The 22,778-nt window shown below is 37.4% G+C and carries 20 protein-coding genes and 1 other annotated feature; of the genes, 14 read left to right on the top strand and 6 right to left on the bottom strand.

Translation table 11 applies throughout. The features are described from left to right. Positions 1 to 28 precede the first annotated feature (28 nt). Positions 29 to 655 carry a hypothetical protein gene (locus MHI34_RS19005; protein WP_342503803.1) on the bottom strand — a complete coding sequence of 209 codons (627 nt, stop codon included), beginning with the start codon at positions 653 to 655 and terminating at the stop codon, positions 29 to 31. 169 nt (positions 656 to 824) lie between these two features. On the opposite strand from MHI34_RS19005, the gene MHI34_RS19000 reads away from it, so the two are divergent. The 3 genes from MHI34_RS19000 to fabF all read left to right on the top strand — a co-directional run bounded on the left by MHI34_RS19000 (position 825) and on the right by fabF (position 3,197). Then, a complete protein-coding gene (locus tag MHI34_RS19000) occupies positions 825 to 1,295 on the top strand; it encodes a DinB family protein (RefSeq protein WP_342503802.1) in 471 nt (156 codons plus the stop codon). 81 nt (positions 1,296 to 1,376) lie between these two features. Further along, on the top strand, positions 1,377 to 1,934 hold the full coding sequence (locus tag MHI34_RS18995; protein ID WP_058844428.1) for a TetR/AcrR family transcriptional regulator: 558 nt from the start codon (positions 1,377 to 1,379) through the stop codon (positions 1,932 to 1,934). 27 nt (positions 1,935 to 1,961) lie between these two features. Continuing rightward, positions 1,962 to 3,197 (top strand): beta-ketoacyl-ACP synthase II, encoded by a 1,236-nt coding sequence (fabF, locus tag MHI34_RS18990; RefSeq protein WP_089933587.1) that lies wholly within the window; start codon positions 1,962 to 1,964, stop codon positions 3,195 to 3,197. Positions 3,198 to 3,647: 450 nt separating this feature from the next. Here the strand turns inward: fabF and MHI34_RS18985 are convergent, their stop codons facing one another. Next, the gene (locus MHI34_RS18985) at positions 3,648 to 5,252 is read right to left on the bottom strand and encodes an ATP-binding cassette domain-containing protein (protein ID WP_036125988.1); all 1,605 of its coding nucleotides are present in this window, start codon (positions 5,250 to 5,252) and stop codon (positions 3,648 to 3,650) included. A gap of 333 nt (positions 5,253 to 5,585) precedes the next feature. Here MHI34_RS18985 and MHI34_RS18980 point away from each other — a divergent pair, with 333 nt between their 5' ends. From MHI34_RS18980 to MHI34_RS18965, 4 genes are read left to right on the top strand one after another with little or no spacing between them, the layout of a single operon-like run. Then, entirely contained in the window at positions 5,586 to 6,029 is a 444-nt protein-coding gene (locus MHI34_RS18980) for a phage integrase N-terminal SAM-like domain-containing protein (protein WP_342503801.1), read from the top strand. Next, a complete protein-coding gene (locus tag MHI34_RS18975; RefSeq protein ID WP_342503800.1) occupies positions 5,996 to 6,346 on the top strand; it encodes a tyrosine-type recombinase/integrase in 351 nt (116 codons plus the stop codon). Before MHI34_RS18980 ends, MHI34_RS18975 begins: the two co-directional genes overlap by 34 nt. Beyond that, positions 6,324 to 6,506 (top strand): tyrosine-type recombinase/integrase, encoded by a 183-nt coding sequence (locus tag MHI34_RS18970; protein ID WP_342504489.1) that lies wholly within the window; start codon positions 6,324 to 6,326, stop codon positions 6,504 to 6,506. Before MHI34_RS18975 ends, MHI34_RS18970 begins: the two co-directional genes overlap by 23 nt. A gap of 50 nt (positions 6,507 to 6,556) precedes the next feature. After that, positions 6,557 to 7,060: a phosphoribosyltransferase gene (locus tag MHI34_RS18965; protein WP_342503799.1), complete on the top strand. Its 504-nt coding sequence runs from the start codon at positions 6,557 to 6,559 to the stop codon at positions 7,058 to 7,060. A gap of 281 nt (positions 7,061 to 7,341) precedes the next feature. On the opposite strand, the gene MHI34_RS18960 is transcribed toward MHI34_RS18965, so the two are convergent. After that, complete coding sequence (locus MHI34_RS18960) at positions 7,342 to 9,057, bottom strand: flagellin (protein WP_342503798.1); 1,716 nt, start codon at positions 9,055 to 9,057, stop codon at positions 7,342 to 7,344. A gap of 1,046 nt (positions 9,058 to 10,103) precedes the next feature. Here MHI34_RS18960 and MHI34_RS18955 point away from each other — a divergent pair. The 3 genes from MHI34_RS18955 to MHI34_RS18945 all read left to right on the top strand — a co-directional run bounded on the left by MHI34_RS18955 (position 10,104) and on the right by MHI34_RS18945 (position 13,764). Further along, positions 10,104 to 10,397 (top strand): hypothetical protein, encoded by a 294-nt coding sequence (locus tag MHI34_RS18955; RefSeq protein ID WP_342503797.1) that lies wholly within the window; start codon positions 10,104 to 10,106, stop codon positions 10,395 to 10,397. A 646-nt stretch (positions 10,398 to 11,043) separates the two neighbouring features. Next, a complete protein-coding gene (locus tag MHI34_RS18950; protein WP_342503796.1) occupies positions 11,044 to 11,283 on the top strand; it encodes a recombinase family protein in 240 nt (79 codons plus the stop codon). Positions 11,284 to 11,877: 594 nt separating this feature from the next. After that, complete coding sequence (locus MHI34_RS18945) at positions 11,878 to 13,764, top strand: FAD-dependent oxidoreductase (RefSeq protein WP_036125984.1); 1,887 nt, start codon at positions 11,878 to 11,880, stop codon at positions 13,762 to 13,764. Positions 13,765 to 13,930: 166 nt separating this feature from the next. Here the strand turns inward: MHI34_RS18945 and MHI34_RS18940 are convergent, their stop codons facing one another. After that, positions 13,931 to 15,121, bottom strand: coding sequence for an MFS transporter (locus MHI34_RS18940; protein WP_036126019.1), 1,191 nt, complete (start codon positions 15,119 to 15,121; stop codon positions 13,931 to 13,933). 138 nt (positions 15,122 to 15,259) lie between these two features. Further along, on the bottom strand, positions 15,260 to 15,559 hold the full coding sequence (locus MHI34_RS18935) for a metalloregulator ArsR/SmtB family transcription factor (RefSeq protein WP_271913570.1): 300 nt from the start codon (positions 15,557 to 15,559) through the stop codon (positions 15,260 to 15,262). A 113-nt stretch (positions 15,560 to 15,672) separates the two neighbouring features. Beyond that, positions 15,673 to 15,891: a binding site (T-box leader), on the top strand. A gap of 38 nt (positions 15,892 to 15,929) precedes the next feature. Between MHI34_RS18935 and argS the strand changes: the two genes are divergently transcribed. From argS to recQ, 4 genes are all read left to right on the top strand, one after another. Continuing rightward, positions 15,930 to 17,609 (top strand): arginine--tRNA ligase, encoded by a 1,680-nt coding sequence (gene argS / locus MHI34_RS18930; RefSeq protein ID WP_342504488.1) that lies wholly within the window; start codon positions 15,930 to 15,932, stop codon positions 17,607 to 17,609. A 151-nt stretch (positions 17,610 to 17,760) separates the two neighbouring features. Beyond that, positions 17,761 to 18,936: an MFS transporter gene (locus MHI34_RS18925; RefSeq protein WP_342503795.1), complete on the top strand. Its 1,176-nt coding sequence runs from the start codon at positions 17,761 to 17,763 to the stop codon at positions 18,934 to 18,936. A gap of 254 nt (positions 18,937 to 19,190) precedes the next feature. After that, positions 19,191 to 20,294 carry a hypothetical protein gene (locus tag MHI34_RS18920; RefSeq protein WP_058844425.1) on the top strand — a complete coding sequence of 368 codons (1,104 nt, stop codon included), beginning with the start codon at positions 19,191 to 19,193 and terminating at the stop codon, positions 20,292 to 20,294. 7 nt (positions 20,295 to 20,301) lie between these two features. Further along, positions 20,302 to 22,074: a DNA helicase RecQ gene (recQ, locus tag MHI34_RS18915; RefSeq protein ID WP_058844424.1), complete on the top strand. Its 1,773-nt coding sequence runs from the start codon at positions 20,302 to 20,304 to the stop codon at positions 22,072 to 22,074. Between the two features lie 54 nt (positions 22,075 to 22,128). Here recQ and msrA read toward each other — a convergent pair whose 3' ends face one another. After that, positions 22,129 to 22,650, bottom strand: a complete 522-nt coding sequence (msrA, locus tag MHI34_RS18910) for a peptide-methionine (S)-S-oxide reductase MsrA (RefSeq protein ID WP_082673741.1) — start codon at positions 22,648 to 22,650, stop codon at positions 22,129 to 22,131. Positions 22,651 to 22,778 lie beyond the last annotated feature (128 nt).

Below are 22,778 nucleotides of genomic sequence, written 5' to 3'. Positions count from 1 at the left end.
CCCAAGCTGGACGCCTGTTATCATCAAACTATTCTATTTTTTGCAAGGTGGATGTTACAACAAATGGTTCATCTTGATCTGTCACCATCGTATCCTCTATGCGAATTAGGCCTATATCTTTCACAAAATATTTGGTCGTCGTCATTTGATCTTTAGAGCGGGTTAGCTGGATCACATCTTGGTAAATGTTTGTTCCTGTATCAACAGTGGCGGTCGTTGATTGAATGGTCCAGCCTTGAAAACTTGTCCCAACTTGTAATGGCTTTTGAAGAATTGTTTCCAGTACAGGATAAGAAGCTGCCTCTGCTGCACTTGGCAAACTTGGATTGCTGTCAACTGGTTCCCGATAGACAAGATCAATATTTGTATCCGTTATGCGATAGATTTTTAAGAGAGTCACACCACCATTATCCTCTATTTGTGCAATATGCTGTGGATCGAGATAGGTTGTACGCAGTGTGAAGCTAGCAAACTCATTTCCTTCTCCTTGAAAATAGGCCGTAGACCCATCAGCTGGAAAATAGGAGAGAAGCGATGTTTGTTTCTGCTCAACAGGCTGTTTGTCCTCCGCAGTTGGCGTGGGCTCTACATTTCCTTCTTCATTACAACCGGTGAGTAAAAATGCAAGAGAAAATACTAGGACAAAGTGTCTCATAGGCATACTCCTTCGCTATTTTCTTTCATTATACGTGAATGCGAGACGTTATACGAGTGATATGAGGTTAATATAAATAATTATATTATGTAAACTATAATCAGAAACTTGTCTCCCATGGGAAAATTAACTATGATAGAAATGAAGTTGAAGAGTGGGGGGCAAAGATATGTATAGACAAATTGATGATTTTTTACAGGAATGGTCGAATGCATCTAAAGGAACACTGCAAGTATTACAGGCTCTAACAGATGATAAGCTAAATCAAAATATTGTGGAGGGCCACAGTACACTTGGCTGGCTAGGCTGGCATTTAGTTGGGGCTGCAGGCTATTTTAGTTATCTGGCAGGCTTAAAGGTGCCAACGATTCGACAAGAAGATCCCGTACCAACGACAGCTGCTGACATTGTGACAGCCTATGAAAATATTGCCAACGGTATTAAAGAGGAAGTGGCAAAGCTTTCTAACGAAGATTTACTAGAGGTAGTCGATGGCTTTACAGCGCCAATGCCAAAAGGGGCTTTATTACGTGTATTGATCGACCATCAAACACATCATCGTGGACAAATGACGGTTCTGCTACGTCAAGCTGGTTTACCAGTACCTGGTGTGATGGGACCAACAAAAGAAATGCAATAATTATGCAAGCGGCAGATAAATCATTTATCTGCTGTATTTCTAAAAATTGACACTTACCTACTAGTAAGTTAGTATAAAACCATGACAAATAGAAAAACGCAAATTATAGAATTATCATTGAAGCATATTCAGGAAAAAGGTTTCACATCATTTAGTTATGACCATTTAGCTAAAGAGCTTGGCGTTACGAAGGCAAGTATTCATTATCATTTTGAAAAGAAAGGAGACTTAGGAGTTGCGGTTTGCGAAAGGATTCAACAAGGGCTAGAAGGGACGTATAAAACGATTCAAGATTCCGCTATACCAGTGGAGGAAAAACCTTTTGCTTTTATTTTGCAACGAGTAAAATGCCTAGAAAAAGAGGGTGTTTGTCCTATTTCAGCTTTACAGGCAGATTATCAAGAATTACCACAACGGATGCAAGACAAGCTACAACAGCTTAGTCAAATGGAAATCGATGTTTTTATAGCCCTATTGAAGGAAGCCAAACAACAGGGTGCACTCCAAGCGACGGATGATTTAGAGTCTCTAGCCATATTGCTTATTTCTAGTACAAAGGGTGCGTTACAATATAAACGCGTTTTAGGAGAAGCCTTTTTTGTAAAAATGCTGGAGCAATTAAAGGCGTTATTAAAATAATTTTCTAAATAAGAAGGAGAGATGTGCATGGTACGAAGAGTCGTTGTGACTGGATATGGTGTTGTATCTCCATTAGGGAATACAGTTTCAGCCCTATGGGAGAATATAAAAACTGGGAAATCAGGAATTCAAAAAATTCAAGGAGAGCAATTCAGCGGTATTAATACGCAAATTGCAGGGACGATTACAGATTTTGACGCAACACAGTATATGGATAAAAAAGAAATCAGTAAGTATGATTTATTTGTGCAATATGCAGTTGCCGCTTCTCAACAAGCTTTAGAGCAAGCCAATTTAAATATGGAGCAGATCGATAAGGAGCGTCTAGGTGTTTATGTTGGCTCAGGCATTGGTGGTATTGAGACGATTTTAGAGAATCATCAGGCAATGCTCGATAATGGGCCTAGAAGGGTGTCCCCATTCATGGTGCCAATGATGATTAGCAATATGGCCGCGGGAATACTAGCGATACAAACGGGCTTTAAAGGGCCAAGCTTTTCACCTGTCTCAGCCTGTGCAACAGGAAACCAAGCGATTGGAGAAGCCTTCTTAGCTATACGACATGGCTATGCGGATGGCATTTTAGCAGGTGGAGCAGAGGCGCCCATCAATCCACTTAGCTTTGCAGGTTTCTCACGAATGAAAGCAATGTCCACCAGAAATGATGAGCCAGCAAAAGCAAGCCGTCCCTTCGACAGTGAGCGAGATGGCTTTGTCATGTCAGAAGGAGCTGGCATCGTATTCTTAGAGGAATATGAACATGCCAAACAAAGGGGCGCAACGATTCTTGGTGAGATTGTAGGCTATGGTGTCACAACAGATGCTTACCACATTACAGCACCTGATTATACGGGCGCTGCCAATGCGATGAAATTAGCCTTAAAAATGGGCGATATAGATGTATCGACTGTCGATTACATTAATGCGCATGGTACTAGTACACCAGAGGGCGATAAATCCGAAACAAAGGCAATTAAAAGTGTCTTTGGTGAACATGCCTATCACTTAAAGGTGAGCTCTACAAAATCGATGACAGGGCATCTCTTTGGAGCGGCTGGGGGCATCGAAGCCATTGTTACATTGAAAAGTATAATGGAAGGCATCATTCCGCCAACCATTAATTACGAAACACCAGATCCAGAGTGTGATTTAAACTATGTGCCGAACAAGGCACTGCAACAACCTGTCAATATTGCGTTATCCAATGGTTTTGGCTTTGGAGGTCATAATGCCGTACTAGCGTTTAAAAAGGTGGAGGAATAAAAATCGAGTAATCGTGGATGAAAAGAATGGTAGGAGCATCCAGCTTCTTACCATTCTTTTATTTTTGCCCCTCCTAAGAAATCGTTTCAATAAGCTTTTCTTATAATAAATCAATCAAAAGCTATATTATGGAAATTGGAAGAGGTAGAGAATTATCAGCAGAACAAGCAAATCTCCATGTCGTGGGGGAGTGGATGTATCAGGGGCTTTTCAAGATTTCGATCAAAACTAGTTATTATCACCTAAACAAAAAATTCTTTCAATCTTTCTTAATCAAATGTCCTTTACCACTGCCTCTAATGCTGTTTTATTTCCGTGTACATCCGAAATAATTGCAATTTTGCCCCTCCTAAATCATCTTTTGTATCTTAATAGCATTCTATAAATTATGACAGCATCCGCTACAAAAAAATCCTCTACCTAATGCTGGTAGAGGATTTTTGGTAGAAATTAGCTTAAGCCTTGGCTGTCTTTCCACTCTAAGAATTCATCATATGTTAATTGTTTATCTAAAATTGAGCCGTCTTCACGGATTTCGATGACACGGTTGGCGATTGTTTGGATAAACTGATGGTCATGTGATGTGAAAATCATGGCACCTTTGAAACGAATTAAGCCTTCGTTCAATGCTTGAATGGATTCAAGGTCAAGGTGGTTCGTTGGTTCATCAAGTAAAATCACGTTTGCTGTCGCAAGCATCATTTTTGATAACATACAACGAACTTTTTCGCCTCCTGATAGAACAGCAGGGGATTTTTTCACTTCTTCACCAGAGAATAGCATACGTCCTAAGAATCCACGTAGGAAGCTTTCTGTTTCATCGTCTGGAGAATATTGACGTAGCCATTCCACTAATGTTTTCTCAGAACCTTCAAAGTACTTGTCATGATCGTTTTCGAAGTAGCTTTGAGATGTTGTGACACCCCATTTAAATGATCCAGCATCTGCTTCTTTTTCTTCCATTAAGATATCAAGAAGGGCTGTTTTCGCCATTGGGCTACCAAGTAAAACGATTTTGTCTTCTTTGTTCATAGAGAAGCGAATGTCTTTGAATAATGTTGCGCCTTCATGACTTGCTGTCAAATCTTCTACTGTCAGTACATCATTACCGATTTCACGACCGATTTGGAAGTTGATAAATGGATATTTACGGCTTGATGGCTTAATATCATCGAGCTCAATTTTATCCAGCATTTTTTTACGAGATGTTGCTTGTTTTGATTTAGAAGCATTCGCAGAGAAGCGTGCGATAAACGCTTGTAATTCTTTAATTTTTTCTTCTTTTTTCGAATTTTGATCTTGCGCCATTTTTTGCGCTAATTGAGAAGATTCATACCAAAAATCATAGTTACCTACATATAATTGGATTTTAGAGAAGTCCAAATCCGCAATATGTGTACATACTTTGTTTAAGAAGTGACGGTCATGGGATACTACGATGACTGTATTTTCAAAGTTAATCAGGAATTCCTCTAACCATTGAATTGCCTTTAAGTCAAGGTGGTTGGTAGGCTCATCGAGTAAAAGGACATCAGGCTGACCAAATAGTGCCTGTGCAAGTAAAACTTTGACTTTGTCAGAACCTTCAAGATCGCCCATTAGCATGTAATGAAGATCATCTGAGATACCTAAACCGTTTAATAATGTTGCAGCTTCTGATTCAGCTTCCCAACCGTTTAGCTCGGCAAATTCACCTTCTAGCTCGGCTGCACGCATGCCATCTTCATCTGAGAAGTCTTCCTTTGCATAGATAGCGTCTTTTTCCGTTTTTACATCATAGAGGCGTTTATTCCCCATAATAACTGTGTCGAGCACTGTATGCTCATCGTATTCAAAGTGGTTTTGTTTTAGGACAGATAAACGTTCGTCCTTGCCCATTGATACGTTACCTTCTTGGGCTTCAATTTCACCAGAAAGGATTTTTAAAAATGTTGATTTACCAGCACCATTTGCCCCAATTAAACCGTAGCAATTTCCTGGTGTGAATTTTATATTTACGTCTTCAAATAGTTTACGATCGCCATAGCGAAGACCTACATTACTAACTTGAATCATGCAAGTTCCTCCTTTTTTCACAATGGCTCTAGTATAGCATGAAATATGTTCCATAGTCTATAAACATTATTAAATCAAGGTTTGGCGGAATGTGAATGTATTGAACGAGTGAAAGAGGTACGGGGAGTAATGTAAAAAATAGATTGATCAAAATGTTCCATTTGTATTTAAACGTTTCTAAGGTAAAGAACAGGGTAGTAAATAAAAATGTTTTACCTCTAATTTTTATTGAAGGGAAGATGTTAAATAACTAAGAAGATAAAAGAATTAAGAATAGATGATGTAGTTTTTAAGGCAAATTTAAAAACTTTGCAAGCTGAGGAAGAGGTAAAAGTGCAAAAGCCTAATCCATTGTCCATAAGACAAGCAATCGAAATAGTTAACCGTCAAATGAAGCTGCAAGGACTAAGGCATAAAACCTTGTTAACATATAATCACACCATAAATAAATATGTAGAGTTATTAAAACTTAAGACAGTGGACGACATTAATAAAGAGGGGCTTATAGAATGGTTAGAGTCGCTTAATGGTTTAGATAATACAACAAAAGCGAATAGATTTAGATTTATTTCAGCAATTTTTACAAGGTTTTATGAGAACGGTTGGATTAAAGAGAAATTTTGGAAAGACATTAAAATTAAAGTAGATAAAAAAACGAAGCAATTAGCACAAGAAAAGGAGCTAGAGATTTTATTATCAGTAATTGATACAACAACATTAATCGTTTTAGAGATGCTATTGTTGTGCTTTTACTTTATAGGACAGGTACTAGGATAAATACTTTAGCAAGTTTAAAAGAGGAGCATATTAATTTTGAGGATAAAATGCTAGTTTTATCTGGTGATATCATGAAGAATCACAAAGTATTGAAGTTACCGTTAGATGATGAATTATTCGCATTATTAAAAAGGTTAATTCAGCAAAATGATGTAGTACGAAAACGCTATAAAGAAAAGAATGACTACGTTTTTATTACAAAGTCAGGTAAAACCACTTTAAATCCTTATGCTCATAATAATGCCATATCTAAACGTCTATACCATTATGCTAAAAAATATGGTCTAAAAAACTATCAAACCACACAACATTCGTAGAAGTTATGCAACGAATCTATGTCGTAAAGGGGTTAATGTAGCAGTTATAAGTAAAGCTTTGGGTCGTAGTTCGTTAGTAGTTACAGAGCGATATCTTGAAATTGATGTTGACCTGCAAACACGAAAGGTAATGTTACTGCTGATGAAAGAACTATTGTAGAAGGTTTCCGAAGTCTGCTTAAATATGGGAAGGGTAAATACTTTGCAGCTTTGGATTATCATTTTTTAGCATCACTTATTTATACTGAAGAATTTAAGGATGTTGATATTTGGGGCGTAATGCCTTCGTCTTCGGGTACATATAATGATGATTTATTTGCTGTAAAGGAAAGAGCTAGAATTTTAATGGGGAAAAAGCAAAAAGAAAATATATTAGTAAGACATACTAGGTTAGTAAAAAGTCATACTATAAGAGACAACAATGAAAGACTGTATTGTGACAGACATCTCACAAGTATAAAGTTGAATCCGTATTTTAAAAAAGGGAATAAACTTAAGGGAAAGACGGTATGTATTATCGACGATTATTTAACTAATGGAACCTCTTTTGAAACGGCAAGGAACTTACTTCTAAAAGCGGGAGTGAGAAAGATTATATTTATTTCACTTGGTAAATTTAGAAGGTTTAGTGGTGTCGAGTATTATAAGCAAGATTATGAACTTATTGGAGATATCTATTCGGATACATTTAGTTTTAACTTCTTAAATGAGTAGAATTTAAGAGGAATTTATAATGATAATGCTAAGAAAGATATTGAAAATCTGTATGATATTTTATTTTACTAAGACATTAAAATAGTAGATGTTGCAATTGAATGAAAATATGGTGTAGAAATATAATTACCATTATAACAATTTAATGGGAGAAATATTTGATATGAAAATAGGATCTGGATATCAAGTCCTCTTTGTAATAGACAAGAAGATATAAAATCATTCTTTTATTATTAATTTATTGATTAATAAAAGAGGGCTATTCTAAAAACCCTCTTCTATTATTGAAGTAATTGCAATACGCTATTTGGTTGCTCATTGGCTTGAGCAAGCATTGCTTGTGATGCTTGCATCAAAATATTATTTTTAGTAAAATTCATCATTTCTTTCGCTATATCGGCATTACGAATACGAGATTCAGCTGATTGAAGATTTTCAGATGTATTCATTACATTACTATAGTTATGTTCAAGTCGATTTTGATATGCTCCAAATTTACCTCGTTCTGAAGATACTTTCGCTATAGCTACATCAATCTTTGAAATTGCAGTTTCTGCACCTGACCTTGTTGAAAGGTCAATATTATCTATACCTAGTTTTGTAGTTCTAACATCAGAAAGATCAATAGCGAACCCTTCCCCATAGTTTGCACCAATCTGTAAAATAATTTTATCTAATGAATCATTTGTATGATAGCGAGCTTTTGAGAGTAAGAATTTCCCGTCATATGTAGTAGCAATAAATTCATTATTAGCACTATTATATTCAATATCTAATAATGTCGAGTTATTGATTACGTCTAAACTTTCCCATTTTTCCCCATCTGAAGAAATATAAAAGTTTTTCTGTGAACCTAAGCCAAGTCCTCCAATAATAAAAGAATTATTACTTTTTGAGATTGTATCAAAACGATATGTATCTAGAGGTGTCTCTAGATTCCAATTAATACCGTCTACTGAAGAGACTAAAGTACCATTTAATCCCACTGCTACAAATTTATTATCTAACCATTCAATTCCGTTTAAATCTTCTGTAGTTTTCGAATCACGTTGAATCCAACTTATACCATCATTTGAAGTTGCTAGATTACCATTATTCCCTACAGAAACATAAATATTTCCATTGTAAGTTATGTCTTTAAAAAAACCTCCATTAGCTATAGGAGATTCAATCCAATTTATACCATCTGCTGATGATAATGTATGTCCTTTATCAGTAACTAACTTAAACTCGCTACCGTCCCAAATTCCGTTATTTATTTGATAATTAGAATATCCTTCAAGCATAGGAGGATTCTGTTTGTTCCAATTTATACCGTCATTTGAGATGAAAAGAATTCCATGACCAAAAGCAACAAGTTGCGAACCGTTTGAAATAATATCATAGAAATCACGAGTGACACCAACATTTATAATGTCCCAATTAACTCCGTCTAGAGATGATAAGATATTTCCATCTGCCCCTGTGGCAAGATATTTTTCTCCATATTTTACTACCCCAGATATTGGTTTAGAAAAACCAGTTTCAAAAACTTCCCACTCATAACCTGCTTCTTTTGTATCTTGAGTTGACTCTACAGTACTATTTAATAAGTTAATCCCATTAAATTCAGTATTATTAGCAATATCATTAATACCTTGCTTAATCTGTTCAACTTCTTTTTGAATAAGTTGTCTATCGGCATCTGTCAAAGAGTCGTTAGAAGATTGTATAGCAAGTTCTCTAAGTCGTTGAAGGTTGGGGTCTTGAATATTACTCAAACCGCTTTCGGCTGTCTGAATGAGAGAAATACCATCTTGAATATTCTTTCCAGCCATATTCAATCCACGAATTTGTCCTCTCATCTTTTCAGAAATAGCAAGACCAGCTGCATCATCCCCAGCTCGATTAATTTTAAATCCTGAAGATAACTTTTCTAAGCTTTTTTTAGTTTTTTCTCTATTAATTTCTAACTTGTTTTTAGTGTTTAATGATGAAATATTATGTCTAATTCTCATAAAGAACATCCTTTTTCAAATGGTTTTTCAAATATTCATTGTAAAAAATAGAATTATATAGTATTTTACGTATATAAATCATAATATCAATTTAATGATGTTTTATCTAGATATATATTCCAATATTTAAGTATATTAAATATCTAATGAACTATTAAATTAGCTAACGGATCATTTTAAATTACGGAAAGAAATATAAAGTATTTCTAAGAGTGAGGTTGATTCGATTTTTGATGAACTTATAGGTTGATTCTAGTATTGATTGGAGCTTCTGTTAGGGGGCGTAGTTTCCGATAATACGATAGGTTATCTTTCTAGTAATATGTGACCTGTTATACTCACACCACCAAATGAAGTAGTTCACGAAACGATTTCATTTAATAAACAAATGATATACAATGGAATCAGTAAGGTCTTTGAACCAAGTTCGTAAATGTGTAATACTCCCTAGTGGAGAAAATCGTTAAATAGATAAGTATGAAAGTTCTCAATCGCTTGCAGCAGTTAGTGTCGGCATAATGTTACGTGAATCGTAAATAGGCAAATTACACGCGTAGAAGCTGAAGTATTTGAGTTTCTGGACGCGGGTTCGGCTCCTGATATTATTATGAGTATGAAATGAATGAATATATGTATTAGGCAAGCGTTATAAAAAATGCTATTGAATTTGTAATTAGATTATTGAAATAAAATATTGAAATGAAATTGAATTCACTGGGAGCCTTTTTAAGGTTCTCTTTTTTATATTGGTTTGAAGCTCCTTTCTTTTTGGGAATTTGAAAGATAACGATAGATTATAAAATGTTTCTACACTAATTTTACTTAAAAATTGAAAAAAATAGCTGAAATGTATCAATATAAAATTCATCTTTATAAATATTAAATATATAGATCCATTCTTATAGAACATTTATAGGGAAATACTCCTTTGTATGATATAGTTATTTTAGTTAATATTTTGTATTTTAGGAAGCTTTATAAAACCTGAATTTTTAATAACTATAGCTGGACTATTATTTATAGTTGCTTGTGGAACTACATATCTTGTGTATGGTGCATACAGTAAGTATAGTGATGGGAAAAAAACAATTAATAAACTAAATAATGTAGAAATAGAAAGGACAAGTCAAGATGTTCCTGCCTCAGAAAGATATGCTACTGAATACGTTAATCCAGAAATAAGTTTAACTGCTAAAGAAGTATATGACTATGGTCAAAGTGAGTTTAATAGTTTAACAAATTTTGGTGAAAACTATATTCCTGAAAAACATGACGAATTAGTAATACAAAAAACTGCCGACTATTTTGGAATTCATACCATCTATCTTACAATCGGATGAAGAGGTATTCCCAAAAGATGTTGGAACTATTGAAAAACAAAAAATAGACGCTAAAAATAATGAACCAAAAGTTTTTTTAACATTCTATCCCTCCTTTTTGTATTTCACTCATATTATAATATACTTTTAAGGTATATTATGTAAATAATAAAATATACAGGAAAGAGTTTGGTGTTGTTGAAAAAAATTTTACTTTCTGGCTATTTCATAATAATTTTTTGCATTGGTATATTGTTCGTACCTGTGTCATTAAAGTGGGGGCCTCATCTTGAATTCTATGATAAAAGGTATGTTCCTTTATGGCAATTACACACGAAGGAATTCCAAGTTGATGAGTATTATCCAATTTATGAGCTTGATATTATGCGAATAGTATATGAGATTGGCATAGTATCTTTATTAATCTTTATATTGTATTTAATACTGAAGGAAGTCTAAGCTCGTAGTTTAGTAGACGATTTGAAGACGGAGTGTAAGTTAACGTTTACACTCTGTTTTTATATTGTTTTCGTCTATAAAACGTATAAGTAAATGGAATAGAGGGGTATGATGGGAAGAGTTATTGGTTATAACCGTGTAAGTAATGAAGATCAAAATTTAGATATGCAAGAGCAAATACGCTAAAGGAAAAAATTTAGAACTACTTATGTATGTTGAAAAGATTTCTAGTCGTAAAGAAGAAAGAGAAGAACTTAAACATGCAATGAAAGCAGCGACAAATGGAGATGTTTTAGTGGTATTTAAGCTTGATCGTTTAGCAAGAAGCACCAAAGAGCTATACACATTAACAGAGCAACTCAAGGAAAAGGGTGTTGAATTTGTTTCGATAAACGATTCATTTGATAATACAATACCTACTGGCAAAGCTACAATGGCTCTAGTATAGCATGAAATATGTTCCATAGTCTATAAACATTATTAAATCAAGGTTTGGCGTTCTTTCAATAGTTTTTGTTAAACAAAAACTGAATAAAGATACATTTTTAAAATTTTTCTTGCTGTAACTTTCTTTTAGGATGAGACGTCTACATTGTAGTGTGATTAACTGTTTTTGCAAAAGAATAGAAAAATGACATCATTTTACCACATGGATATTGTTTGCTTCTTCACAAAGCTATCAACTAAAATAATGCTGATTGTTTACATTCAAGGAAACAACGTCCTGATCATCACTGGTGTGTAGGCACGTCATCCCCGATTTGATTGCTAGCCGATCGTTCCTTTCAATCATCCTAGTTTTCGCAACTAGCATTGTCTAACAGATGGACAAAAAACATCCAATCCTCAAAAAATGATTACATTCATGAGTTTAGGTGAATCCTTTCAAACCAAAGAATTCCGTAGATGAGGCGTTTTAGTTAGCTTTACAGACATGCTTTCATATGGATGCACAGAAAATAGGACATTCAGCTCTTCCAAGAGGCGGAAATGATGATAAAATAAACATGTTTGTGGAAATATTAGTTATCGGAGGTACTTTATGGGTAAGGGCTTATTATGGACAGCCACTTGTGTAATAGTAGTTTTACTTGGGTTTGGAAGCTACTATTTTATAAAAGAAATGACGAACTCTATGGCATACAATAAATTAGTGGATGAGTATAAAAAGCCAGAGCCAATCAAAAATATAGAGACAGAGTATGATGTCATTGTCATTGGTGGTGAACCTGAGGGAGTAGCTGCGGCAGTGGCTGCGGCACGAAATGGTGCTAAAACTTTATTGGTAGAAAAACGACAAGAGTTAGGTGGATTATTTACATACGGTATGTTGAATTTCCTTGATATTCCGCGTGATGGTCGTAACAACTCAATTAGTGAAGGTATTTTTAAGGAATGGCATGAGCTGGTGACAGGGAAAGATGCGTTTGGCATTGTTGGTGCTAAGGCTGCCTTTAAAAAACTGATCGATGAAGAACCTAATTTAACCTTGTCGGTGCAAACCGAGGTCGTGAAAGCGAATGTTCATCAACAACAATTAACGTCAGTGGAATTAAAAAATGAGTACGGTACATATGTAGTGACAGGGAAATCATTTATAGATGCCACGCAGGATGCTGATTTTGCGGCCATGTCCAACGTTCCTTTCTTTGTGGGAGGAGAAGATATTGGCATAAAAGATAAACGCATGGCTGTGACATTAATGTTGCATTTGAAAAATGTCGATTGGGATGAAGTAAAAAAAGCGGCTAAATCCGATGTGTTTGGCGGTGCTAATTTGAATCATACCGTGATGTGGGGCTTTACAAAGCTCCATGATGAATACAAGCCTTTGCAAGAGGGTACACGATTAAGAGGGTTAAACTTAGCTCGTGTAGATGATGAATATTTTATTAATGCATTACAGATTTTTGGTATTGATGGCTTAAATGATAACTCGAAACAAGCTGCTATTGTCGCAGGAAAGAAAGAAACGTTACACATTCTAGAATATTTACAAGCGAATTTTCCAGGGTTTGAAAAGGCTGAAATTATTAGTTATCCAGAGGAACTTTATGTAAGAGAAACGAGACATATTTGGGCGGAATATCAATTAACGATGGCTGACCTGTGGAAAAATAGTGACCAATGGGATAGCATTGGGATTGCTTCTTATCCAGTCGATGTGCAAGCACAAACGCCGCATGATTATGGGTATGTCATTGCAGCGCCAAAGCAGTATGCTATTCCTTTCCGTTCATTAGTACCGAAGGACATTGATGGCTTATTGGTGGTTGGACGCTCTGCAGGGTATTCATCACTGGCGGCAGGTAGTGCGCGCATTGTTCCGACAGGGATGGTGACAGGTGAAGCGGCCGGGACTGCGGCTGCACTAGTCATGAAAGAGGATGTAACCTTTAGAGATATGAGCAAGGATAAACAGTTAATTGCTACGTTAAGAAAACAGCTCGACAAACAGGGAGCATATGTTGATTCATTTTCTATGGAGTACCCATATCAAGGGAAATGGTATGATGAAGCTATTCAAACACTCATTAACTATGGCCTAGTGGTGGGTGGTTATGATAATGATTTAAAAGTGGACAGCCAGGCGACAAAAATAAAGTTTGCTAAAATGTTAAAAGAGAGTATGCTACGAGCTGGTGGAGAAAGTGCAGCAGGTATGAGTGATCAGCTCGAAATTGTCATCAATAAAGTTTATAATAATGGCGAAGAAGCCATTGAACGTGATGAGATGGCTCAATATTTGGCTGACGTCCTCATTGGTGAATCCAATGCGACTAGCTGGGATACATTAAAGGAAAAAGGAATTGTCACTGAAAAAGTAGCAAAGAAAATTTCAGACAATAAGAAATTAAAATTAAAAGAGATGTACGCCATCATGGCTGATGTCATTCATTATGTAGAAAAGAAGCATTCCTCTTCTTGAGGAATGTTTCAGACTGTAGACAAGCTCGAAAAATTTGAGCGTTTGCCTACAGTTTTTTTATTTTACAATAATATAAAGCCGTTGATTTCCACTATGGGCAGCCTCACTCAGTCAGAGATCTCCTTTTGTTTCAAGCAACCTTTACATATAGTGTTAAACGGAAGTATTAAATTTGATCCTTTTGATTTAATCTATAGCTCATGAATGTTAACACTGAGGCTATGAGCGCTAAGATTCCACCAGCCCACGAAAGTTTGTCTAGACTGCCAGAAGCTACGACAAATCCTCCTATTGCAGAACCTAATGCAATCCCCACATTAACAGCAACAGGGGTTAATGAGGATGCAAAGTCTTTTGCAGAGGGAGAATATCTTTCAGCTAAATCCATGAAGTAGAGTTGGACAGTTGCATTAACAGCATATAGCATGACAGCCATTAACATAATAGTCAGTAGCCCTAACCACATAGAGGACATCGTAAAATACAGAGTAAATAAGATAATGGCCTGAATAATGAACGTATAGCGCAATCTACCTAAACCGTTATGCTGAGCAATCTTGCCAGCTAAAAGATTACTAAAGATTGAAAAGAAGCCATAGATTAAGAGAACAATACCTATGTATTTCGTTTCAATACCAAGTTTTTGTTGTAAAATGGGCGTAATAAAAGTATAGATTGTGTATGTTCCAGCAATCGTAAAAACAGGAATGAAGAATGCTAGAATGATTTTAGGTTGCTTAAATAAACTTAATTGCTCTGATAGTGAACTTTTTGTTGCTTTGATATTTCGAGGTAGCACAAACATGCTGATGATAAAGGCAATCCCGCCTAAAGCTGCCGTTAACCAAAATGTCATGTGCCAATTACTCCATTGTCCAACCATTGTTCCTAGAGGTACACCCATGACGTTGGCAATGGTAAAGCCCACAAATATGAAAGCAATGATAGAGGATCTTTTTTCTTTTGGCATACTATCATTCGCTATGGACATGGCTAATGCTGTAAGTACGCCGCTGACAACAGCCGTAACAACTCTGGAAGTTATTAAAATACCATAGGAACTAGAGAGGGCACTTACAATATTTCCAAGTATAAAGAGGGAAATCAATACTAACATGAGTGGATATTTTGCAAATCTACTAACAAAACCGGTTAAGATGGGTGTACCAATCGCATAGGCGATAGCAAATCCAGAAATCAAGGAACCAGCTGTGGCAATTGGTATACTTAAATCTGTAGAGACCTCCGTTAATAATCCTACAATAACAAATTCACTTGTTCCCATGACAAACGTTAATAAGGTTAATGTGAAGGCTAAAATTTTATGTTTATTGCTAAATGCATTTTCTTTATTCATAATCAAAAAACATCACTCCTTTATATCAATATATCGAGAAATTTCGATATATTGTGCAAATGTATACGAAACCTAATAACTATAACGTATCTATTTATCGTGAATAATCGATATGCCATTTTAAACAGAAACCCAATTTTAATCATTTTGGGTATCTGATACAAGAAACGAGGCAATTTGATGAATCGTTTCTTCTTTTAATTTATAATATGTCCATTGACCATGACGAAAAGATTCGAGAAGTCCAGCCTTTTGCATCATATTTAAGTAGTGAGAAACGGTTGATTGAGAAGTTTGAGCTTTCTCCTGAATATCACCAACACATACGCCTCCTTCGATACTCACTTTTGGGAAATGTTTCTCAGGTTCCTTCAGCCACTGTAAGATGTTTAGCCTAGTCTCGTTTGATAACGCTTTGAAAATTTCAATTGGTTCCATATCGCAATAATATATCGAATTATCTCGATATGTCAATTGCTAAGTACCAACATTATATTTAAAAAATGGTTGACGCCAATAAGGAAGTCCTGTAATATATGTCAAAATCATAGAAAAATTCGATGAAGAAGAGAGTAATTGATGGACAACTGGCAAGCGAGTTAGGGTTGGTGTGAGCCTAATGCAGAAACCATGAATGAAGCGCACTTTGGAGAAGATTCTCGAACAAGTAGTAGAGAATAGCGGGGCGTCACCTCGTTAACAATGGAAAGTGGTCATATTAAATGGCAACTAGAGTGGTACCACGGGATTATGATGCTCTCGTCTCTAATTTTAGAGACGGGGGCTTTTTTATTTGGACAGGAGGAGGATCAAGATGAATAAACAAATCGCTGAAAGTATGGCAGAAGTAGTAAATCATCAATTAACAGCAGATGATATTGCGTCATTATTAGAAAAACCAAAAAGCTCGGAGCTAGGGGACGTGGCATTTCCTTGTTTTACCTTAGCAAAAGAATGGAAAAAGTCACCACAAACTATTGCAGCGGATATAGCAAGTCAATTAAACAATGACAATATCCAGCGTGTGCAAGCTGTTGGAGGCTATGTCAATATTTTTCTAGATCAACAAAAAGTGACGCAACAAGTGCTAAGCAACATCATGCAAGCAAAACAATCATATGGAACTAATCAAACGGGGATGGGAGCTGTCGTCCTAGATTTTTCATCTCCTAATATTGCGAAGCCATTCTCTATGGGGCATTTACGTTCAACAGTCATTGGGAATGCTTTAGCCAATATGGCAGAAAAAAATGGTTATCAAGCAATTCGCATCAATCATTTAGGGGACTGGGGTACACAGTTCGGTAAGCTTATTGTGGCTTATCAACATTGGGGTGATAAGCAAGCCATTACAGCGTCCCCAATTGAGGAGCTATTAAAGATTTATGTGCAGTTTCATGAAGAGGCAGAGCAAGACCCAGCACTGATTGAACAGGCACGTGCCGCCTTTAAAGCATTGGAGGATGGCGATGCAGAGGCACTGGCATTATGGCAATGGTTCCGAGATGTATCATTAGTAGAATTTCAATCAATATACGAGTTGCTAGGAATTCACTTTGATGCTTTTACAGGAGAAGCCTTTTACAATGACAAAATGATGCCTGTTGTGACAGAACTACAAGAAAAAGGGCTCCTAGTGGAATCAGATGGGGCGTATGTTGTGGAGATGGAGGAAATGCCCCCATGCTTAATGACGAAAACAGATGGAGCCACGCTTTATGCGACACGCGATTTAGCTGCTGCCCTGTATCGCCAACAGCATTACCAGCCAGAAAAGATTTTCTACGTTGTTGGCAATGAGCAATCCCTCCATTTTAAACAACTTTTTCAAGTCATCGAAAAAATGGGCTATGCTTGGGCCAAAAATCTACAGCACGTCCCATTTGGGATGATGCTCAAGGATGGCAAAAAAATGTCGACCCGTAAAGGCAAAGTGGTGTTATTAGCAGATGTGCTAGCAGAGGCCATTGCGACGGCGAAGCGTAATATCGAAGAGAAAAATCCCCATCTTCCTAACAAGGAGCGAGTAGCCCAGCAAGTTGGGGTTGGCGCAGTTATATTTAATGATTTGAAATACCATCGCCTCAATGATATTGAATTTTCGATTGAGCAAATGATGAATTTTGAAGGTGAAACAGGTCCTTATGTACAGTATACGTATGCCCGTCTTTGCTCCATTTTAGAAAAAACAAACGCCCCAGCTGAAGTGATGACCTTCCAGCCATTAGGAGAGCAGGCTTGGCCGATTGTTTTATTACTGGAGCAGTTTCCGAAAGTGGTAGCTATGTCTTTTGATCAGGTTGACCCGTCCCAAATAGCGAAATATGCTTTACAATTGGCCCGTTTATTGAATAAATATTATGCCCAACAGAAAATATTAGCGGATGATGAATATCAAGCGTCACGTCTAGCACTTTGTTCATGTGTTGCGATTGTCTTAAAAGAATCATTCGCCTTATTGGGCATTGAATTACCTGAAAATATGTGACATCTACTGAATCAAGATAAAAAACAGCCATTTTCAAGAAACTGTCCCAAGATTGACCGTCTATCGAAAACATGGTAAAAGGAGAGAGGAATAAATAAACAAACTCTTTCAGCAATGAATGTTGAGTGGCAGTAGAGAGGATATTGAATAAATGGCAAAAAAACAATGGACCCTTTCACTTATACTAGTGGTCATCAGTATATTTTTTGTTGCACTCAATATGAGACCTGCAGTAACAGGGATTGGCCCACTTTATAATGTACTGATGACATCCTTACATGTCTCCAATACAAGTATGAGTTTTCTGACATCCATCCCCGTTTTTTGTATGGGTTTATTTGCACCTTTGGCTGTACCGCTTCAGCGAAAGGTTGGCACGAAATCCGCCATAACATTTTTAGTGGCTATTCTCATCCTTGCCAATGGACTACGCCTTTTACAAGAAAGCTACGCTTTGCTCATTGTGACAAGCTTTGCAGCAGGCTTAGCTATTGCGATGATTGGTCCTATTTTAAATGCCTTTATTAAGAAAAAATTTCCACAGCGTTTTACGACTGTGATTGGCATTTATTCCTTCGGCATTGGCGTAGGTGCTACATTAAGTGCGGCCTTAACGGTGACATTTTATCAAATTTTCGGCAATAGCTGGACCGTCGCTCTGGGGATATGGGCTCTACTTGCATTAGGGGCGCTAGTTATTTGGTTATGGGCCATACCATCACAGCAAAATGAACAAGTTCTAAAGATAACGACGACTGAACATGCTCGTAATCCTTGGACATCTGGACGTGCTTGGGCGATCTTACTGTACTTTGGCTTACAAACCTCGCTGTTTTTCTCGATGATGGCGTGGCTTACACCGCTGTTGCAGGATAAAGGCTTATCACTAGAAACAGCAAGTGCTATGCTGACGTTTATGTCTATTGTGCAAATGATCGGCAATATTGCAGTGCCGATGCTCATGGAAAAATGGCCAAGTCGAATGGTATGGATACTGGCACTAGGCTTTGTGGGATTAATTGGTTTCACGTTATTATGGCTTACGTCAGGTGCCTATTTATGGCTTGCTGTTTTATTAATCGGCATTGTTCTAAGTGGTCTATTTCCAATTGGCTTATTGTTACCGCTGGATGAAGCCAAAAATGATCTGGAGGCTAATAGCTGGTCATCCATGGTGCTATCAGGTGGCTTTATGCTGAGTGCAATTATTCCCATTATGATCGGGGTTTGCTATGATATCACAGGTAATCATACATGGACTTATATCATCTTTTTACTGTTGATGGTGGGCATTATCGTATCGACAGGACTGTTAAGAAAAAAATAATCGAAGAAGACATGTGAAGCAATGCGCATGTCTTTTTTAGTGAAAATTATTTTTAGGTCCAGTTATCCTCCAATCCTCATAGCAAATTTCGTATTTCATAAATAATAATAGGTAGAATGAAATATATTTAGCGGTGTTGTCGCATTTCCCTAACATTATTATAGAAATAATAATATTATGTAAACTTGAAACATCACAAATCCTTGATTATGATAGATAATAGAGAATGATGAATAGAAAGTTTTGGTGAAGGTATGTATAAAAAAATGCTCGTGTTAGGAGCGACAGCTTTCCTCGTTACAGGCTGTGACAGTCAAATAGGCACAGGCTGGTTTCAAAGTAAAAATGCGGAGGTTCAAACAGAGGGGGCAGTGACCAAGCAAGAGGAAAAAATTGTCCCAGAGGTCAAAGTCATCGGAGAGTATGGTGTTGGAGCAGGTATTATTATCAAGCAGCAGGATAATCAGCTGTATATTTTAACAAATGGTGCATTAGTTGCTTCCAAACCGACGGCCCTTGTTCAGTTTGGTCAGGACAAGCTAATGGCAGCAAACGTACATGTCATGTCAACAGCTCATAATCTAGCACTTCTGCAAGTAACGTATAAAGCGAATGTGCATGTGCCAAAAACGTATGAAGGTGAGCTGAATCAGCTAGCCGTTTATGTGAATGGCTTGCCCTACACGATTCAGAAGTATCAAGATAAGGTAGCGGCCTATTATATAGATGTGAAACAAGCTATGCCTTTAGGAAGTCCTGTGATGGAGGCTGAAAATGGAGCCATTGTTGGACTATATTTTAATCGTCAACAGCAAGGAGAGTCCCAGCCATACATATTGCCGATGAAGGAAATCCAATCATTCGTGGATAAATGGATTGAGGATGGCATGAAAGCCAGTGTACGATTGTCCCAATCCAAAAATTTATATCCCTATATAGAACAAGGTGACAAAGAAGCTGTACAGCAAGCAATCGAGCAATATGGTGAGAATGTGTTTGCGTATAATACAGATGAAATCAAGCTGTTTTTAGATACGTTCCATAAGCATTTAAAGGCGGCTGTGGCCATTCAGGATGCGAGTGTCATGAAACCAATTGTCGGAACAGAGGATTTACAAGAGACCTTGAATAGCATGGTTGCTTATTATGCTTCCAAACAAGCTAAGATCCATTTCTCTAATACCGATATTCAAGCTATTCGTATAGAAGGCCAGCATCTTATTCTACGTGCTAAAACGGAATATGTTTTGACGAATGCTGCAGGGCAGGAGGCACTTGCCCATTCCATCATACTGTATGAAATCGAAAAAAATGAACAGGGCGAGTACATGCTACTTCGTCTAACAAACGAGGAGTGAACTTTGCATGGAGCAAGCAAGACAAATGCTACAGCATCATTTTGGCTATGAAGCCTTTCGCCAAGGACAAGCCCAAATTATAGAACAAACATTACGAGGGCAGTCGAGCCTGTGTGTCATGCCAACTGGTGGAGGGAAATCCATTTGCTATCAAATTCCTGCATTAATGCTAGATGGGTTAACTATTGTCATTTCCCCCCTTATATCTCTGATGCAAGATCAGGTGGAGGCTTTACGTGCGGCGAACATTCCTGCCGCCTATATTAACAGTACGTTGTCGGCACAGGAAGTAGATGAAACGATGCAACTAGCGAGCGCAGGTTATTTAAAACTTCTCTATATTGCGCCTGAGCGATTGGAAAGTGTATCCTTTCTGCAAGCACTATCCTATTTACCTGTGCCGTTAATAGCGGTAGATGAGGCACACTGTATCTCGCAATGGGGGCATGACTTTAGACCAAGCTATCGCTCCATTCAAAAGCTGTTTACACTATGGTCACAAAAGCCCACGGTTTTAGCGCTGACAGCCACTGCGACACCAGCTGTCTGTGATGATATCCGCCAATTACTAACAATTGATGAGCAAGCGACAGTCATGACAGGCTTTTCACGTGAAAATTTGGCGCTGTCCGTACTAATTGGTGAAAATAAAGAACGTTATGTAAAAAATTATGTACAACAAAATAAACAGGAAGTCGGCATTATTTACGCAGCCACTCGAAAAGCAGTAGACGCGATTTATGACATGCTGAGTCGCTCTGGTGAAGCGGTTGCGAAATATCATGCGGGTCTGTCAGAGGACTTGCGAATAGCTGAGCAGGAGCGGTTTTTAAAAGATGAAGCACGTATTATGGTAGCAACGAATGCTTTTGGTATGGGGATTGATAAAAGTAATGTGCGCTTTGTGTTGCATTATCAAATGCCTCGTAATATGGAGAGTTATTACCAAGAAGCGGGTCGTGCAGGACGTGATGGTCTGCCGAGTGCCTGTATTTTATTATATGCTTCTGGGGACGTCCAAACACAGCGTTTTCTAATTGAACAAACACAGGATGAAGCACGTATAGCCCAAGAATTAGCCAAGCTCCAAACGATGGTCGATTATTGCCATACAGAGGGCTGCTTACAAAATGCGATTTTATCCTATTTTGCTGAAGAGCCAGAGGAGCCTTGTGGGCGTTGTAGTAATTGCAATGATGGGCGAGCAGTGACAGACGTGACTGAGGATGCACAAAAGGTGTTAGCCTGTGTGGTACGCATGGGACAAAAATTCGGCAAGACCATGGTGGCTCAGGTGTTGATTGGCTCCAAAAATCAAAAAATAACGGAATTTGGCTTTGCACGTTTATCGACCTATGGCATCTTAAAAGGAAAATATGCCTCAAAGGATGTTTCGAACTTTATTGAATTTTTAATTGCGGAAGGTTTACTTGCTGTGAAGCATGGGACATTCCCAACCATATATGTATCAGCGAATGGCAAGGAAGTACTGCTTGGCAATCGACAGGTTATGCGCAAGGAAGCTGTAGCAGTGAAGAAGCTGGTGGACAACGATCCTTTATTCGAACATTTACGCGTATTGCGCAAAGAGATTGCAGATGAAGAAAAGGTGCCACCATTTGTAGTGTTCTCTGACAAAACATTGCGTGATTTATGTGATAAGAAGCCAGCCGTACTGGAGGATTTACGACAGGTGAGCGGTATTGGTGAGGTGAAATTTGACAAGTACGGTAAGCGATTCTTTGACGCATTACAATCGTTTTTAGAAGCTTCCGTGTAAAAGTGCTTATTACGTAGAAAGAGGTGTCTCTCCATTGTGAGGCACCTCTTTTCATTATTGTTCCCAGTGCTTTGTTATGAATGTATCACGGCCAGAAATGGCACGATCTTGCTGATAGTGTTCCGTCTCTTTTTTATAATAATCTTGGTGATAGTCTTCTGCTGGATAGAAGCGTTCAGCATCGCGAATTTTGGTTACAATAGGTTTATCAAAGCGTCCACTATTGGCAAGCTTTTCTTTTGAGGCCTCTGCGATTTGCTTTTGCTCATCTGTGTAGGTAAAAATAGCTGTTGTATAGGATTCTCCACGATCATGGAACTGTCCATAAGCATCCGTTGGGTCAATTTGCATCCAGTAAATATCCAGGAGCTGCTCATAACTAAAAATAGCAGGATCGAATTCAATTTCGACCACTTCTAAATGGCCCGAAGACCCTTCCTTAACATCTTCATAGGTTGGGTTTTCTAAATGGCCGCCCATATAGCCAGAAGTCACTTTATGTATACCGTCCCACTCGACGAATGGCTTCACCATGCACCAAAAACATCCGCCAGCAAATGTAGCTTTTTCGATCATTTACATCATCCTTTCTTTTGTGAAAATATTATAGCATTGTTTTGCTCGAAACTGAGTAATTAGGTGTAAAATAATGATGAGATAGAAAAACATGGAATAGCTGATTGCCAAAATGAAACTTTCTAGCT

Source organism: Lysinibacillus sp. FSL L8-0126, from assembly GCF_038630385.1.
Taxonomy (GTDB): Bacteria; Bacillota; Bacilli; order Bacillales_A; family Planococcaceae; genus Lysinibacillus; species Lysinibacillus fusiformis_D.
This window is presented reverse-complemented; position numbering and strand designations above follow the sequence as displayed.